This is a genomic window from Pseudomonas sp. Pf153 (assembly GCF_001269775.1).
In the GTDB taxonomy this organism is placed as follows: Bacteria; Pseudomonadota; Gammaproteobacteria; order Pseudomonadales; family Pseudomonadaceae; genus Aquipseudomonas; species Aquipseudomonas uvaldensis.
Genome location: NZ_LHVL01000030.1, coordinates 459,157 through 473,555, shown reverse-complemented (window position 1 = coordinate 473,555; position 14,399 = coordinate 459,157). Strand labels below are relative to the sequence as shown.

The 14,399-nt window shown below is 60.9% G+C and carries 15 protein-coding genes; 8 read left to right on the top strand and 7 right to left on the bottom strand.

Annotated features, from left to right (window positions below):
• Positions 1-27 precede the first annotated feature (27 nt).
• Positions 28-2,271, top strand: coding sequence for an autotransporter outer membrane beta-barrel domain-containing protein (locus AD666_RS23210; protein WP_053157425.1), 2,244 nt, complete (start codon positions 28-30; stop codon positions 2,269-2,271).
• A gap of 81 nt (positions 2,272-2,352) precedes the next feature.
• Here AD666_RS23210 and AD666_RS26530 read toward each other — a convergent pair whose 3' ends face one another.
• Positions 2,353-2,865, bottom strand: a complete 513-nt coding sequence (locus AD666_RS26530; protein ID WP_156315982.1) for a hypothetical protein — start codon at positions 2,863-2,865, stop codon at positions 2,353-2,355.
• A gap of 384 nt (positions 2,866-3,249) precedes the next feature.
• Between AD666_RS26530 and AD666_RS23205 the strand changes: the two genes are divergently transcribed.
• Both AD666_RS23205 and AD666_RS23200 read left to right on the top strand, forming a co-directional pair.
• On the top strand, positions 3,250-3,951 hold the full coding sequence (locus AD666_RS23205; RefSeq protein ID WP_053157422.1) for a response regulator transcription factor: 702 nt from the start codon (positions 3,250-3,252) through the stop codon (positions 3,949-3,951).
• 4 nt (positions 3,952-3,955) lie between these two features.
• A complete protein-coding gene (locus AD666_RS23200; RefSeq protein ID WP_053157418.1) occupies positions 3,956-5,254 on the top strand; it encodes an ATP-binding protein in 1,299 nt (432 codons plus the stop codon).
• Here AD666_RS23200 and AD666_RS23195 read toward each other — a convergent pair whose 3' ends face one another.
• Together AD666_RS23195 and pncA are read right to left on the bottom strand one after the other, a co-directional pair.
• A complete protein-coding gene (locus tag AD666_RS23195; RefSeq protein ID WP_053157414.1) occupies positions 5,255-5,896 on the bottom strand; it encodes a DUF1345 domain-containing protein in 642 nt (213 codons plus the stop codon).
• Between the two features lie 5 nt (positions 5,897-5,901).
• Entirely contained in the window at positions 5,902-6,543 is a 642-nt protein-coding gene (gene pncA / locus AD666_RS23190; RefSeq protein ID WP_053157410.1) for a bifunctional nicotinamidase/pyrazinamidase, read from the bottom strand.
• A 2-nt stretch (positions 6,544-6,545) separates the two neighbouring features.
• On the opposite strand from pncA, the gene AD666_RS26660 reads away from it, so the two are divergent.
• Together AD666_RS26660 and AD666_RS23185 are read left to right on the top strand one after the other, a co-directional pair.
• Entirely contained in the window at positions 6,546-6,833 is a 288-nt protein-coding gene (locus AD666_RS26660) for a hypothetical protein (protein WP_172679663.1), read from the top strand.
• Positions 6,797-8,875, top strand: a complete 2,079-nt coding sequence (locus AD666_RS23185) for a bifunctional diguanylate cyclase/phosphodiesterase (RefSeq protein WP_053157406.1) — start codon at positions 6,797-6,799, stop codon at positions 8,873-8,875. The genes AD666_RS26660 and AD666_RS23185 overlap by 37 nt, the downstream gene beginning before the upstream one ends.
• A 7-nt stretch (positions 8,876-8,882) precedes the next feature.
• Here the strand turns inward: AD666_RS23185 and AD666_RS23180 are convergent, their stop codons facing one another.
• On the bottom strand, positions 8,883-9,986 hold the full coding sequence (locus AD666_RS23180) for a DNA alkylation repair protein (protein WP_053157403.1): 1,104 nt from the start codon (positions 9,984-9,986) through the stop codon (positions 8,883-8,885).
• Positions 9,987-10,126: 140 nt separating this feature from the next.
• Here AD666_RS23180 and AD666_RS23175 point away from each other — a divergent pair, with 140 nt between their 5' ends.
• Entirely contained in the window at positions 10,127-10,435 is a 309-nt protein-coding gene (locus AD666_RS23175) for an RcnB family protein (protein WP_053157401.1), read from the top strand.
• A 49-nt stretch (positions 10,436-10,484) separates the two neighbouring features.
• Here AD666_RS23175 and AD666_RS23170 read toward each other — a convergent pair whose 3' ends face one another.
• Together AD666_RS23170 and AD666_RS23165 are read right to left on the bottom strand one after the other, a co-directional pair.
• Positions 10,485-10,808, bottom strand: coding sequence for a protealysin inhibitor emfourin (locus AD666_RS23170; protein WP_053157396.1), 324 nt, complete (start codon positions 10,806-10,808; stop codon positions 10,485-10,487).
• Positions 10,808-11,869, bottom strand: a complete 1,062-nt coding sequence (locus AD666_RS23165) for a M4 family metallopeptidase (protein ID WP_053157394.1) — start codon at positions 11,867-11,869, stop codon at positions 10,808-10,810. Before AD666_RS23165 ends, AD666_RS23170 begins: the two co-directional genes overlap by 1 nt.
• 153 nt (positions 11,870-12,022) lie before the next feature.
• On the opposite strand from AD666_RS23165, the gene AD666_RS23160 reads away from it, so the two are divergent.
• Positions 12,023-12,364: an FKBP-type peptidyl-prolyl cis-trans isomerase gene (locus AD666_RS23160; protein WP_053157391.1), complete on the top strand. Its 342-nt coding sequence runs from the start codon at positions 12,023-12,025 to the stop codon at positions 12,362-12,364.
• A gap of 19 nt (positions 12,365-12,383) precedes the next feature.
• Here AD666_RS23160 and AD666_RS23155 read toward each other — a convergent pair whose 3' ends face one another.
• Positions 12,384-13,511: a cytochrome P450 gene (locus AD666_RS23155; protein WP_053157388.1), complete on the bottom strand. Its 1,128-nt coding sequence runs from the start codon at positions 13,509-13,511 to the stop codon at positions 12,384-12,386.
• A gap of 82 nt (positions 13,512-13,593) precedes the next feature.
• On the opposite strand from AD666_RS23155, the gene AD666_RS23150 reads away from it, so the two are divergent.
• A complete protein-coding gene (locus AD666_RS23150) occupies positions 13,594-14,349 on the top strand; it encodes a helix-turn-helix transcriptional regulator (RefSeq protein ID WP_053157385.1) in 756 nt (251 codons plus the stop codon).
• Positions 14,350-14,399: the final 50 nt, after the last annotated feature.

The window sequence follows — 14,399 nt, the reverse complement described above, 5'->3', positions numbered from 1 at the left end:
TCCATTTTCTCGAAGCAGGTATCCAGTATGCATTCCAAATCCATAGCGTCTCCGCCGCCCTTTTTGAAGGCCATACTGTGCCTTCCTGTATTTTTACTTTCTGCTGGTGCTGAGGCTGGGTCGCTTATTGGTGGAAGTGCGACTGTAGATAGTGGCGATACGGCTGAAAGTTGGTTTTTGAGTCAAAACGCAACGTTGGATGTCAATAATGCACAAGCGCTTGGCATCGACGCGGATGCTTCAACGGTCAATGTCAACGCGGGCAGCAGTACCCAGGCGATTACAGGCAGTAACGGTTCGACTGTCAACGTGAACGGGGCCAACGTTTCGGGTTCCGGCTTTGCGGGTATTCAATTGGTTTCCAGCCAGGGCAATATCAACAACAGCAACATCAACGGTGATGTTTTCGGGATATCGGCGGTGCGGTTTTCCACCGGCCTGGATGGCTCTGTCGTCAATGTAACGGGTAACAGCACTGTTACAGGAGCGGACGCCGGTGCATTTGCCTCGTCCCACAGCGTGCTCAACATTTCCGACTCCACGCTTGAAGGTACCGCCTCCACCGGCTATGGCTTGTGGCTTCAGAGCGCCACTGCGGTTGCCAACAACAGTACGATTGTCGGCGGGCAAAATGGGGTGTTCATCGAGCTCGATGTGACGGGTATTGCACCGGCTACCCTGAACCTGGAAAACACCACCGTTCAGGGCAGGGACGGCTCAGCGATCGTGGTCGACTTCAATAATGAGGGGGCCGCAACTGCCACGTTGAACGTGACCAACTCCATTCTGTTAGCCGGCAATGGCACGCTGCTGGAAGTCAAGGGTGGGGCCACCACGGCGATGACGGTAAACGGCAGCTCATTGACGGGGGATATCGTGACGGAGTCCGGCAGCACGACCCATCTGACCTTGCAGAACAATTCCGTACTGACCGGGCGATTGGAAAATGTGGCCAGTGCGACTATCAATGGAAGCTCCGAGTGGGTGCTGGTGGACAATAGCCAGGTTGAAAGCCTGGTACTCAATGGCGGTTCAGTCCGTTTCGGCGCCGACAGTGCGTTCTATCAGCTGGATGTGGCGAGTTTGTCGGGCCAGGGGCGATTCATCATGGGCACTGATTTCGCCACGGGTCGCACGGATGTTTTGAATGTCACCGGTACTGCTAGCGGTACGCATGAATTGCTGATCGCCAGTAGCGGGTCCGAACCGGCCGCCGGTCAGCCGATCACGGTCGTGACCACCGGCGGGGGCGACGCGCAGTTCACGCTGTTCAATGACGTGGTAGATCAAGGTGCCTATTCGTATAGTCTGGCGAAGAGCGGCAATGACTGGATTCTGGACCCGGATACTCGTGTCATCAGTCCGGGTACCCGCTCGGTGATGGCGCTTTTCAACACGCCATTGCCCACCTGGTATGGCGAGTTGACGTCGTTGCGCACCCGTATGGGTGAGTTGCGAATGAACCCTGGCCAGTCTGGAGCGTGGGGACGGACTTACGGCAATAAATACGAAATTGCCAACGGCTCCGGCCTGGCGTATCGGCAAAGCCAACAGGGATTTACCCTTGGTGCTGACGCCGCACTGGAGCTGGGGGATGGTCAATGGCTGGTGGGTGTAATGGGAGGCCATAGTACCTCCGACCTGAATCTGGATGCGGGCAGCTCGGGTGATGTCGACAGTTACTACCTCGGTACTTATGCCACCTGGCTCGATGCGAGCAGCGGGTATTACGCCGATGCTGTCTTGAAAGTTAACCGGTTTCGTAACAAAGCCAAGGCAAGCCTGAGTGATGGTAGCCGGGCCAAGGGTGATTATGACAACAGCGGCGTCGGTGGATCTGTCGAGTTCGGTCGGCATATCAAGCTCGACGATGGCTATTTCATCGAGCCGTTTACCAAATGGTCTGCGGTGGTCATTCAGGGAAAAAGTTTCTCCCTGGACAACGGCCTGCACGCTGAAGGTGACCGTGCGCGATCCCTGCTGGGCGAGGTTGGCCTGACTGCCGGACGAAACTTTAAAGTGAACAATGATGTTGAATTGCAACCCTATGTTCGTGTGTCCGGTGCTTATGAGTTCGCAAAAAACAATGAAGTACAAGTCAATGATCATGTGTTCAATAATGACCTGTCCGGCTCACGCACGGGGCTGGGAGCGGGGATTGCTGCATCCATGTCAGAGAAACTGCAATTGCACGCGGATTATGAATACAGCGATGGGAAAAACTTTCGGCAGCCGGTTGGGTTGACGTTGGGTCTGCGTTACGCATTTTAATAAATAGAACCTGTTGAATTAAAAAGGAGGCTTCGGCCTCCTTTTTATGCATTGGACTGGCCTGAGTCCGGTAAGGGCCGGTCAGCAGTTTCTTGCCCGGGGTGAAGGGCGACGCAGGTTTCTTCGGACGCGTACAGGGGTATGGGCACTAAAAATGACTCTGAGGCTCAGCGGGGTGATCGTCCCATCATCACGATTTTCGAGATCCACACTGATTTCACCTGAGAGTGACGCGCTTGTGGGATTGTATTCAATCCTTGCGATGCCATTGTGTTGTCTATAAATCACAGGCGCACTGGGAACCGAGCGATCGATGAATGTAACCCCCACAGGAAAGGTTGCTTCACCCACCGGATATGTGCCGCCATTCAAGTCCTTGGTAAAAGAAACCTGCAGTTCCTTGGTAGTGTAATCTGGCCCTGGCGCCAGCTGCGTTGCCAGCATGACGCGGGCCTTGTCATGGGGGGAGGGGTAGTTGGGATAGTCAATCTCGGACAGCTCCACCAAGTTGGCGTTAAATGGCACTGATCCGATCTCTCCCTGGCAAAATCCAAGTAAGACCGGTTGTGTGATTTCTCTCATTAGTGCGCTCATCGATATCAATCTCCATTGTCGTGACAAAGGGTGCCCCACCAATGAGGTACAGGTGAGATCGACTTCATGTAATGCCTTATCCGAGGGGTTGTAAACTGTAAGAGTTGACAGTATGCCGCTCGATACGCCTGTGCTTTTACTGACCGCTCAAAGATTGCTAATGGCTACAGCGGGAAAGCTTTGTAGGCGGTATGTGAAATTGTGTAAGGGGTTTGCTCGGGGGTGGGTGAGGGCGTATATCCTTGGCAGCTTGAGATTTCCTGCGCCTGGCAGGGCCTCATCGCGAGCAGGCTCGCTCCCACAGGGTTTGCGTGAACCTTGTGGGAGCGGGCTTGCTCGCGAAGAGGATCTATCAGGCGCCACAGCACTTTTCTGGAATCGCCCATGCCCAACATCCTTCTGGTGGAAGACGACACCGCCCTCAGCGAACTGATTGCCAGTTACCTGGAACGCAATGGTTATCAGGTCAGCGTGCTCAGCCGTGGTGATCATGTGCGTGAGCGGGCGCGGGTCGATCCGCCGGACCTGGTGATCCTCGACCTCATGCTGCCCGGCCTGGACGGCTTGCAGGTCTGCCGCTTGCTGCGGGCCGATTCGGCGTCCTTGCCAATCCTGATGCTCACTGCCCGGGACGACAGTCACGATCAGGTGCTGGGCCTGGAGATGGGCGCCGACGACTACGTCACCAAACCGTGCGAGCCCCGGGTTTTGCTGGCGCGGGTCCGTACCTTGCTGCGGCGCAGCAGCCTCACCGAACCCCAGACGGTCAACGACCGCATCCTGATGGGCAACCTGTGCATCGACTTGTCCGAGCGCACCGTGACCTGGCGCGGCCAGCCGGTGGAGCTGTCCAGCGGTGAGTACAACCTGCTGGTGGTGCTGGCCCGGCATTCGGGCGAAGTGCTGAGTCGCGACCAGATCCTGCAACGCCTGCGGGGCATCGAGTTCAACGGCACCGACCGTTCGGTGGACGTGGCGATTTCCAAGTTGCGGCGCAAGTTCGACGACAACGCTGGCGAGGCGCGCAAGATCAAGACCGTGTGGGGCAAAGGGTATCTGTTCAGCCGTTCCGAGTGGGAATGCTGAGCCCATGTGGAAGCTGCTGATCCGTCTTTACCTGGTCACCATTGTGTCCTACAGCGCGGCGATCTACCTGATGCCGGAACTGGTGATCCGTCTGTTCCACGAGCGCTTCCTGACCTACAACCTCGACTATTCCCGTGGCCTGCAAACCCTGATGGTCAAGCAGTTCCATGCGGCGCCCGGGGCGCAGTGGCCGGCGCTGGCGGCGCAAATGGATAAGGAATTCGACCCGTTGCGCATCGAACTGGTGCCCATCGACGACAATGGCTTCAGCACCGACGAGCAGGCGCGCCTCAAACGCGGTGAGAACGTGGTGCGCCTCGGCGAATGGGGTTGGCGGACCCTGGCGGTGTCGCCGTTGGATGGGCAGATGGCGGTCAAGATGGTTGTCCCGCCGGACCCGGCCGATGTCAGTTGGTTGTACTGGAGCATCAACGTGCTGATCGGCGCGACGCTGCTCGCCTGCCTGTTGCTCTGGCTGCGCCCCCACTGGCGCGATCTGGAGCGCCTCAAGCGCACCGCCGAACGTTTCGGCAAGGGGCATTTGAGCGAACGAACCCACATCGCCTCCAGCTCGAACATCGGCAGCCTGGCCCATGTGTTCGATACCATGGCCGGCGACATCGAGAAGTTGCTCAACCAGCAGCGCGATTTGCTCAACGCGGTCTCCCACGAACTGCGCACCCCCTTGACCCGGCTCGATTTCGGCCTGGCCCTGGCGTTGTCCGACGACCTGCCACCCGCCAGCCGCGAACGCCTGCAGGGGTTGGTGGCGCACATTCGCGAGTTGGATGAGCTGGTGCTGGAATTGCTGTCCTATAGCCGTTTGCAAAATCCGGCGCGTCTGCCCGAGCGGGTCGAAGTGCCGCTGGACGAGTTCATCGACAGCATCCTGGGCAGCGTCGATGAGGACCTGGCGGCGCCGGACGTGGTGATCGACGTGTTGCTGCACGGCACCCTGGAGCGTTTCGTGCTGGACCCGCGCCTGACCGCCCGGGCGTTGCAGAACCTGTTGCGCAACGCCATGCGTTATTGCGAGAAGCGGATCCAGGTCGGGGTGCTGGTCAGCGATCAAGGTTGCGAGATCTGGGTGGACGACGACGGTATCGGCATTCCCGACGACGAGCGTGAGCGGGTGTTCGAGCCGTTCTACCGTCTGGACCGCAGCCGCGACCGCGCCACGGGCGGCTTCGGCCTCGGCCTGGCCATCAGCCGCCGTGCTCTGGAGGCCCAGGGCGGTACGTTGACGGTCGAGGCCTCGCCGCTGGGTGGGGCGCGGTTCAGGTTGTGGCTGCCGGCGCCCTGATCAGCCGAACAACCCCGCCGCGATATTGATCGAGAACCCCAGGATCGCCGTGTTGAACACAAACCCGATCAACGATTGCGCCAGTACGATTTTGCGCAGCTGCCGGGTGGCGACGCCCACGTCCGATGTCTGCACCGCCACTCCGATGGTGAACGAGAAGTAAAGGAAGTCCCAATAGTTGGGGGTAGTCAAGCCCTCGGCGAAGCGCAGGGCCGGCTCCTTGCCGTCCCAGGTGTAAAACAGCCGCGCATAATGCAGGCTGAAGATCACGCCGATCAGCAGCCACGACCCTATGACCGTGAGCGCGGTGAAACCGTAATGCAGCAACTTGCCGGCGGTTTGCAACTCACGGCTGCCGGCCAGCTCGAAGGTGATAGTCGCCAGGCTGGCCAATGCCGCGATGCAGACCATCAGCAACACCAGCCCCGCGTTTTCGTCTTCGATCTCGGCGATGCGCCTGACATCGGGCGCCTTGGCTTGCACCGTCAGCCAGAACATCAGTGCCAGATAGGACCAGACCCCGACGTTCCAGCCGGCCAGGATCTTGCCGATGACCGAGTCCACGGGCAGCAGAAATCCCGCGATCAAACCAAGGACCGTGGCTGCGGAAAGTCGTGGATGGGTGCGAGCGAGGAAAGACATGGGCGCTAGCCCGCCAGGGCGCTGGATTGGATCAATGCCACGTTAGCTTCCTGCATGCGCCGGATCGCCGTAGTCATCGAACCGTCGATATCAATGCCACGGCAGGCGTCGACCACCACGAACGCGTTGAACCCGGCGGCCCGGGCATCCAGGGCCGAGAACATGACGCAGAAATCCAGCGCCAGGCCTACCAGGTAGACGGTATCGATGCCGCGCTCCTTGAGGTAGCCCGCCAACCCGGTGGGGGTTCGACGGTCGGCTTCCATGAAGGCCGAGTAGCTGTCGATGGCCGGATTGCAACCCTTGCGAATGATCAGTTGCGCGTGGGGCAGGTCCAGTGCAGGGTGCAGCGCGGCGCCCTGGGTGCCTTGTATGCAGTGGTCGGGCCAGAGCTTCTGCTCGCCGTACGGCAACTCTATGAGGTCGAAAGGCTGTTTGCCGGGATGACTGGAGGCAAACGAGGCGTGTCCGGCCGGATGCCAGTCCTGTGCGAGGACGACCTGTGCGAAGGAGCGGCCCAGGCGGTTGATCAACGGCACAATCTCGTCGCCCCCCGGAACGGCCAGTTGGCCGCCGGGGATGAAATCGTTCTGAACATCGATCACCAGCAGCGCGGTGGTCGTGGCCCTGGTGTCTGGAAGGGACATGAATGGCTTCTCCTGAAGTGGCTTTTCCCAGCTTAGCCAACCCGCATTGCAAGGAAGCTGTTTTTTATGAAGGCGTCTGCATGCCGGTCCTGATGTTGCCTTATCGGTGGAGCCTTGTGGAAAGCCCCATGTATTTCGTCGTAAATAATGGCTTTTTGATATTCGGTTCGTGCGCGCACGATACGGTTGTGTACAATCGCTTACCTAAACCGGGCATGGAGGCAGTTCGGCTTTCCAGTTACGAGAAAACTCCATGCTCATCGGCAGCTATTCCCCCGCCCTTGTTTTGATTTCCCTGTTGGTTGCAGTGCTGGCGTCCTACACCGCGCTGGATTTGGCCGGACGTATCGCCACCACCCACGGGCGCGCGGCGTATTTATGGATGGCCGGTGGCTCGCTGGCGATGGGGGTGGGCGTATGGTCCATGCACTTCATCGGCATGTTGGCGTTTACCTTGCCGGTGGAGCTGGGCTACGACGTATCGATCACCGCGCTGTCGCTGCTCATCGCCGTCCTTTCCTGCGGTTTCGCCCTGTGGCTGGTCAGCCAGCCCCGGTTGCCTGCGTGGCAGTTGGCGTTTGGGGCACTGATCATGGGCGCCGGCATCAGCGCCATGCATTACACCGGCATGGCGGCGTTGCAGATGCAACCGGGCATCGACTATGACCCGACGCTGTTCAGTGCTTCGCTGCTGATCGCGGTGGGAGCCTCTGCGGCGGCCTTGTGGATAGCCTTTCGCCTGCGCCAGAACACCCCACATGTGCGACTGGCCCGGGCCGGCGCAGCGGTGATCATGGGGGGCGCCATTGTTGGCATGCATTACACCGGCATGGCCGGGGCCCAGTTTCGCGAAGGCAGTTTTTGCGGCGCCCTGGATGGGCTCAGCGGCAAGGGGTTGGACAACATCGTGTTGATCACCACCCTGGCGGTGCTGGCCATTGCCCTGCTGACGTCGATTCTCGATGCACGCCTGGAAGCCCGTACCGCAGAGCTGGCTCAATCGTTGACCCTGGCCAACCGTGAGCTGACCCAACTGGCCCTGCATGACCCGCTCACCGGGTTGCCCAACCGTGTACTGCTGGCCGACCGCATCGGTCAGGCCATGCACCGGGTGCGGGAGCAGGGAGGCTGCTTCGCCTTGATGTTCATCGACCTGGACGGCTTCAAACCGGTCAACGACGCCTTTGGTCATCACATGGGTGACTTGTTGTTGCGGGACGTGGCCCTGCGCCTGCGCGAAGACCTGCGCAGCCAGGACACGCTGGCGCGGATTGGCGGCGATGAGTTCGTGCTGCTGGTGCAACTGGCCGAGCCCGACGACGCCTTGCGGCTGGCGGCACGCCAGGTCGGGTTGATTGGTCGTACGTTCCGGGTCGCCGAACATGACCTGCAGATCTCCGCCAGCGTCGGCATCGCGCTGTACCCCGGAAATGGCCAGAACGCCGAAGAGTTGCTGATGAATGCCGATGCAGCGATGTATCACGCCAAGGGTTCCGGCAAGAACGGCTACAGCTTCTTCGATGCCTCCATGAACAGCAATGCTCGCAAGCAACTGCAATTGCTCCAGGATTTGCGTATCGCTGTTGAACAGCGGCAATTCAGCCTGCATTACCAGCCCAAGTTCGACGCCGCCAACGGCCGTCCGGTGGGCGCAGAGGCGTTGTTGCGCTGGAACCATCCGACCCAGGGCCTGTTGATGCCCGACACTTTCATCGACCTGGCGGAAAAGACCGGCCTGATCATCGCCATCGGTGAATGGGTACTGAACGAGGCCTGCCGCCAGATGCGCGAATGGTACGTGCTCGGCTATACCGACTGGCGCATCGCGGTGAACCTGTCGGCCTTGCAGTTCTGCCACGCGGGCCTGGTGCAAAGCGTGGCCAAGGCGCTGGAGACGCATTGTCTGCCGGCCAACAGCCTGACCCTGGAAATCACTGAAACCACGGCCATGAGCGACGCGGATGCGAGCATGACGGTGCTGCAACAGCTGTCGGACATGGGCGTGGACTTGTCCATCGACGACTTCGGCACCGGCTATTCGAGCCTGATGTACCTCAAGCGGCTACCGGCCAACGAACTGAAGATCGATCGTGGTTTCGTGCGTGACCTGGAGCATGACAGCGACGACGCCGCCATCGTCTCGGCCATTGTCGCCCTCGGCCAGGCCCTTGGTCTGCGCATTGTCGCCGAAGGTGTGGAGACGGATGTGCAACAGAGCTTCCTGACCGAGCTGGGCTGCGATTCTTTACAGGGCTACCTGCTGGGGCATCCGTTGCCGGCGGAGCGTTTCCTGCAGAATATCCGCCAGGCGCCACGGATGGTGGCGGTCTGATTGGGCGTCAGGCAAGGATGTCGAACGCCGTGCTCCCCAGTCGCTCGCCATTGACCAGCAGGTGCACCGCGTGCCGGCCCGCGTAGTGCCGGCGAGTGGTCAGCTCGCGGATGGATTGGGAGCGACTCAGGGCGATGCAGCCGTGGGCCGGCAGATCGAAGGTCTTTAGCTTGAACACCTTGGCCGAGGTGCCGCCCGAGGCTTTCACATAATCGATGGCATAGTCGACCACCAGGCGCTGGGGTTCTTCCAGGGTGGACTGCACCTTGAAGGACAGCGTGATCTGCTCTCCGAGGCGAATCACCGCAGGTGTCACCTTCAATTCCGAAATCCGGACCTGGGCCTTGCCGCCTACCCCGATGACGGCCAACGCCCTGGGATCGCCCTGCTTGATCAGGCTGCGCAGCGCGTGCCGGGCAATCCAGGCGGTATGGCGGTCTTGCAGCGGCCAGCCTTCGATCCGGTCCAGCACCCAGTCGGGATGCTGCTTGGTCACATCGTTGAGGTGATTGGCCACAGACTTGCGCACATAGAGGCTGCTGTCGGCCTTTAGGGTCTCCAGGATTGTGGCGGTGAGTTCGGGGTTGGCCTGGATCGGCTCCAGGTGAAACGACCACGGCAGCCGCGGACGGCTGCCTTCGCTGGCCAGGCGTCGTACGTGCTCGTCGGGATCCAGCGCCCAGGTGTGCATGACCTTGAGGCTGCGTTCCAGATCGTCGCGCAGGAAGTGCCGCACCGCGAATTCCGAAGAACCGAACCGGGTGAAATACTTGAGCGCGTCCAGGGACAGGTCGAAGGCGTGCCGGCCATGGCAGGCAACGTAGTGAGGCAGGAACATGCTGACGAACATGCTGTTCAGTCGCGGGGCCAGATCGCGCAGCACGTCCAGCGAGGCTTCATAGCTCAGAGGCAGCACGGCATGCAGGCACTCGCTGACCCGGGCCATGCGTTGCATCACCGACAACTCGGCCAGCCCGTCGTTGGCCATGCGCAGGAAGGCCTTGGCGTCGAATGCCGGGTACACCGCGCTCATTTCGCTGGCGATGTGTTCCAGGCGTGCGGTGTTGAAGATTTCCTTGAGGGCAGGGGAGGCAGTGGTCGGGGTTGTCATGGTGGGGGCCGTCGTCCAAGGGGGTTTCACTATATCCCGTGGCGAGGGAGCAAGCTTCCCTCGTCACGGCCACAGTCAACGGAATGATTCGCCGCCCGCGAAGTCCCAGCTTCAGTCCCTCGAAAACTGGAGTTTTTTCTATGCGTAAACCAACCCTGACCGCCAGTCTGCTTCTGATCGCCGGTCTCGCCGTCCTTGGGCCTGCGACGCACGCAGTCGAGAAGACCGGCGATGCCTTGGAGCACTCGCCGAGCAATGGCCGCAGGCTGGTGGAGAACGACCGCGTACCAGCGGACTACCAGCGCGCCGACAGGGCCGTGAAGGACTGGAAGCAGAAGCAACTCGAGCAGCCGACAAGCGACCAGCAATGGGTACAAATCGACGACAAATACCTGCTGATCGAAACCGTGTCGGGTGCCATCGTCAAGATCGTGCCAGCTACGCGTTAGGCTTTGTACGGAAAGTGCCTGGGCGACGTCTCGTACAAAGCCCAGGCTCTCAGATCACTTCACCTTTGTCCCACAGATGAACCAGCTCGCCAGGTGCCCGGTCCTCGGGCACTTGCAGCACCATTTCGTCGTCCTGGTCATTGGCGCGATAGCGTACTTCGATACGGAAAAAACGCTGGTCGCCACGACCCGATTCTGCCGAGGCCAGCGGCACGCAGCCCTCCAGCACCGAGCAGATGCGCGTGCGCTGGTCGATATCGCATTGGGCGAACTCGATTTCCCGGGGCCGGGTCAGGGCATGGATAGCCGCCACGCCGCCCTGGCGGGACAGGCGTACCACGGCGTTATCGTCGAGGTCTGGAAGGTGCTTCATCAACTCTCCTCGGTCAGGTTGACGCCGACTTGAGCCCAGCCGTCCTGCACCGCTCGAACCTCTCGTTCGCCAAAGCGCCGACGGGCGTGCTCGACGGTCAAGTGGGCGAAGGCGCTGAAGGTGGCGTCGTTGGTCAGATTTCTATCGCATAAGGTGTCATACCAGATCCGGCCGGCTTTTTCCCAGGCAAATCCGCCCAGCGCGGTGGCGACCAGATAAAAGGCGCGGTTGGGAATGCCTGAGTTGATGTGCACGCCGCCGTTGTCTTCGCGGGTAATGACGAACTGGCGCATATGCGCCGGTTGCGGGTCCTTGCCCAACAGTGGGTCGTCGTAGGCCGTGCCCGGGTTGGACATGCTGCGCAGGCCGTCGCCGTTGATCTTGTCGGTGAGCAGGTCGGCGCCGATCAACCAGTCTGCCTGGTCGGCGGTCTGCTCCAGGACGAACTGCTTGACCAGAACGCCGAACACATCGGAGATGGACTCGTTCAACGCGCCGGACTGGTTGGCATAAATCAAACCCGCTTCGCTTTCGGTGACGCCATGGGCAAGCTCGTGGGCCACCACGTCCAGGGAACGGGTGAAGCGCTGGAAAATTTCCCCATCGCCGTCGCCGAACACCATTTGCGCGCCATTCCAGAAGGCGTTCTCGTAGCCTTGGCCATAATGCACGCTGCCTACCAGGGCGAAACCCTTGTTGTCGATGGAGTCACGGCCCAGGATGTTCCAGAAAAAATCGTAAGTGGCGCCCAGGGCGTCGTAGGCTTCGTCGACGGCCGGGTCGCCGCTGGCCGGCTGACCTTCGAGGCGCACCGGTTGGCCGGGCAGATCCATGGTGTTCTGGGCGTCGTGCACGCTGCGCTGTGGGCGGCCGGCCTTGCCAGGCTTGGGCAGGGCGGCTGCGGCGGGCGGATGGTTGGGTGGGCCAGGATTGTGTCGCAGGTTGCGCACGTGGGTCAGTGTGCCCAGGGCACTGGAACGTTGTTGTTCGGAGCCGTGGGCGATGATGCGATTGAGAATGTAAGGTGGAATGAAGCCGTGGAGTGGGCGAGAGTCGATCATCAGAACATCCTTATCTGAAATGCAGGGTCGATACCCATGTGAACCGAGGCGGCCATTGCGGTTCCCTCCCACTGGAAGACCGCTTGCCACAAAAGTTTGCCAGGCGCACCGATTTCTGCGAAAAACCGCGCCTTGAAATCACGGATATGACCCATGAACGAAGAACTGCAGATTATCGACCTGGAGCAGGGCGACGGTAAAAGCGTAGTCAAAGGCGCGCTGATCACCACCCAATATCGCGGTACGCTCGAAGACGGCACCGAATTCGATTCGTCCTATAGTCGTGGCAAGCCCTTTCAATGCGTGATCGGCACCGGTCGTGTCATCAAAGGTTGGGACCTCGGCCTGATGGACATGCAGGTCGGCGGCAAGCGCAAGCTGCTGGTGCCGGCCCACCTGGCCTACGGTGAGCGCTCTGTGGGCGCGCATATCAAGCCCAACAGTAATCTGGTCTTTGAAATCGAGTTGCTGGAAGTCCTGACCCGCGACGATTGAACCTGTTTGGCAGGGCCTTTCAGGGTCGGTTGCTGAACACCGGGATACGACCGTTGACCGAAGGGCGGTAGCGCCAGTCCAGTCGCTCCAGCGGCGGCTCTCGCTCGAGGAGTGTCGCCAGCGTGATACGGCCGATACCCAGTGCCAGGGCCTGTCCTGGACACTCGTGGCGCCCTGCGCCGAAGGTGAAGCTGCGACGGTTCGGGCGATCCATCAGCAAGAGGTCCGGATGCGGGTTGAGAGCCGGATCGCGGTTGGCCGAGGCGAGCAATACCAGGATGGCATCCCCGGGTTCCAGCGAAACGCCGAGGATCTCGCTGGGGGCGACAACGAAGCGGCGGGTGTTCTGCACGCCAGGATCGAAGCGCTGGATTTCCGCCAGCAACGGGCCGATGCGCGTCGGATCTTCCTTGAGCCTGAGCAGCAGTGCCGGGTCGTGCCGCAATGCCAGCAGCGCGTTGCCGATCAGACCCGCCGTGGCGTCATGAGTCTGCGAAAGCAGTCCAACCAGGTTGGCGATCAGGTTGTCCGGGTTGGCGCCCTCGAAGCGTTGGCAGATGCCGGTGAGCAAGGGGCTGGCGTGATCGTTTGTCTCGATCCGCTCGCGAAACAGGGCCTCGAGTTGTTCGGTGGCGCGGTGCGCCGCCTGCAGTTGTGTGGCATTGCTCAGGGGGGACAGGCAGGCGACGAAATCCCCTGTCAGCTGGCTGACCAGGCGGCTGTCCGCCGGGCTGAAACCCAGCAGGGCTGCCACAACGGCAGCCGGTCCGATGAATTGAGCGTGGTGCAGGCCTTCGGCGCCGTCCTTGAAAAAGCGGGCCCTGACCAGGGCCTCGATCTGTTGTTGAGGGACATCTTGCAAACCCGGCGCAATCGCCGACCTCGGGCAACGCTGGCGTTCGCCTTCGTTCATGCGCATCAGCAGCCCGAAGACCCGGCCGGCGGGACCTTCGGCAATGGCTTGCGGCACGGGTTCGTGGGGTGGGCGCACATGACAGTCGGCATGACGGAGCACGGCGCACACCGCTTCGGCGCTGCTGGCAATCCATAGCTTCAAGTGCGCGTCGAAGGTCATTCCGCCAGCCGCTCGAAGGCTCGCATAGTAAGGATAGGGATCAAAGTGGGTCGCGGCGGTGATCGGGTCCATGGAGCGCTGCCTTGTTCATGATCGGGAAAGTGCTGCTAATATCCCTTGCGGCGTCATGGCTTGATTCGTCCGGGAGCGAAATATGAGTGCAGAGCAGCATGATCTTGGCGTGTCCCAGGTGGCGGCGGCGATTGCCGAACCGGCGCGCACCCGCATGCTCTGTTCGTTGATGGACGGTCATGCGCGCACCAGCACCGAGCTGGCGAGCATCGCCGACGTCAGCGCCTCCACCGCCAGCGCTCATCTGGCAAAGCTCAAGGAACTGGCCCTGGTGCGCCTGCATGTCCAGGGCCGTCATCGCTATTACAGCCTGGCGGACAAGCGCGTGGCCCAGGCCCTCGAGGCGCTGATGGTCATCGGCCAGAGTGCCGCGCCGACCTTTACGCCACGTACTCCGGATCGCCTGCAATTTGCCCGTACCTGCTACGACCACATGGCTGGGACGCTGGCGGTGCGGTTGCATGACCGTATGATCGAAGCCGGATTGCTAGAGGATGTGGAAGGGCGGGGCTATCGCTTGAGCGAGTTGGGCGAGGTGTTGTTCGCGGGGTTGGGCATCGATGTCCAGACTCTTGCCGCTCAGCGACGCCGGTTCGCCTGTCCATGCCTGGACTGGAGCATGCGTCGTCCGCATCTTGGAGGCGCGTTGGGGGCGGCATTGTTGCAGGTGGCGATCAAGCGCAAGTGGGTGGTTCAGGACCTGGATAGCCGGGCGTTGGCGGTGACGGCTCTTGGACACAAGGAGATAGTGCGGCGGTTCGGGGTCAGTGCCGAGAATGAGGTGGAGCCTACGGGCGCCATCGCGAGCCGGCTCGCTCCCACAGTGGATCTTCGGTGAACTCAAGATTCGGAAGCAACCGAGAACCTTGTGGGAGCGAGCCTGCTCGC

Bases quoted from the DNA above. Each gene is read 5' to 3' on its own strand.
- AD666_RS26660 (WP_172679663.1), top strand. From the start codon at position 6,546: ATGGCTTCTCCTGAAGTGGCTTTTCCCAGCTTAGCCAACCCGCATTGC.
- AD666_RS23155 (WP_053157388.1), bottom strand. From the start codon at position 13,511: ATGGACCCGATCACCGCCGCGACCCACTTTGATCCCTATCCTTACTAT.
- AD666_RS23170 (WP_053157396.1), bottom strand. From the start codon at position 10,808: ATGAAGCACCTTCCAGACCTCGACGATAACGCCGTGGTACGCCTGTCC.
- AD666_RS23180 (WP_053157403.1), bottom strand. From the start codon at position 9,986: ATGACAACCCCGACCACTGCCTCCCCTGCCCTCAAGGAAATCTTCAAC.
- AD666_RS23165 (WP_053157394.1), bottom strand. From the start codon at position 11,869: ATGATCGACTCTCGCCCACTCCACGGCTTCATTCCACCTTACATTCTC.
- AD666_RS23205 (WP_053157422.1), top strand. From the start codon at position 3,250: ATGCCCAACATCCTTCTGGTGGAAGACGACACCGCCCTCAGCGAACTG.
- AD666_RS23160 (WP_053157391.1), top strand. From the start codon at position 12,023: ATGAACGAAGAACTGCAGATTATCGACCTGGAGCAGGGCGACGGTAAA.
- AD666_RS23200 (WP_053157418.1), top strand. From the start codon at position 3,956: ATGTGGAAGCTGCTGATCCGTCTTTACCTGGTCACCATTGTGTCCTAC.
- AD666_RS23150 (WP_053157385.1), top strand. From the start codon at position 13,594: ATGAGTGCAGAGCAGCATGATCTTGGCGTGTCCCAGGTGGCGGCGGCG.
- AD666_RS23175 (WP_053157401.1), top strand. From the start codon at position 10,127: ATGCGTAAACCAACCCTGACCGCCAGTCTGCTTCTGATCGCCGGTCTC.
- AD666_RS23185 (WP_053157406.1), top strand. From the start codon at position 6,797: ATGCTCATCGGCAGCTATTCCCCCGCCCTTGTTTTGATTTCCCTGTTG.
- AD666_RS23210 (WP_053157425.1), top strand. From the start codon at position 28: ATGCATTCCAAATCCATAGCGTCTCCGCCGCCCTTTTTGAAGGCCATA.
- pncA (WP_053157410.1), bottom strand. From the start codon at position 6,543: ATGTCCCTTCCAGACACCAGGGCCACGACCACCGCGCTGCTGGTGATC.
- AD666_RS23195 (WP_053157414.1), bottom strand. From the start codon at position 5,896: ATGTCTTTCCTCGCTCGCACCCATCCACGACTTTCCGCAGCCACGGTC.
- AD666_RS26530 (WP_156315982.1), bottom strand. From the start codon at position 2,865: ATGAGCGCACTAATGAGAGAAATCACACAACCGGTCTTACTTGGATTT.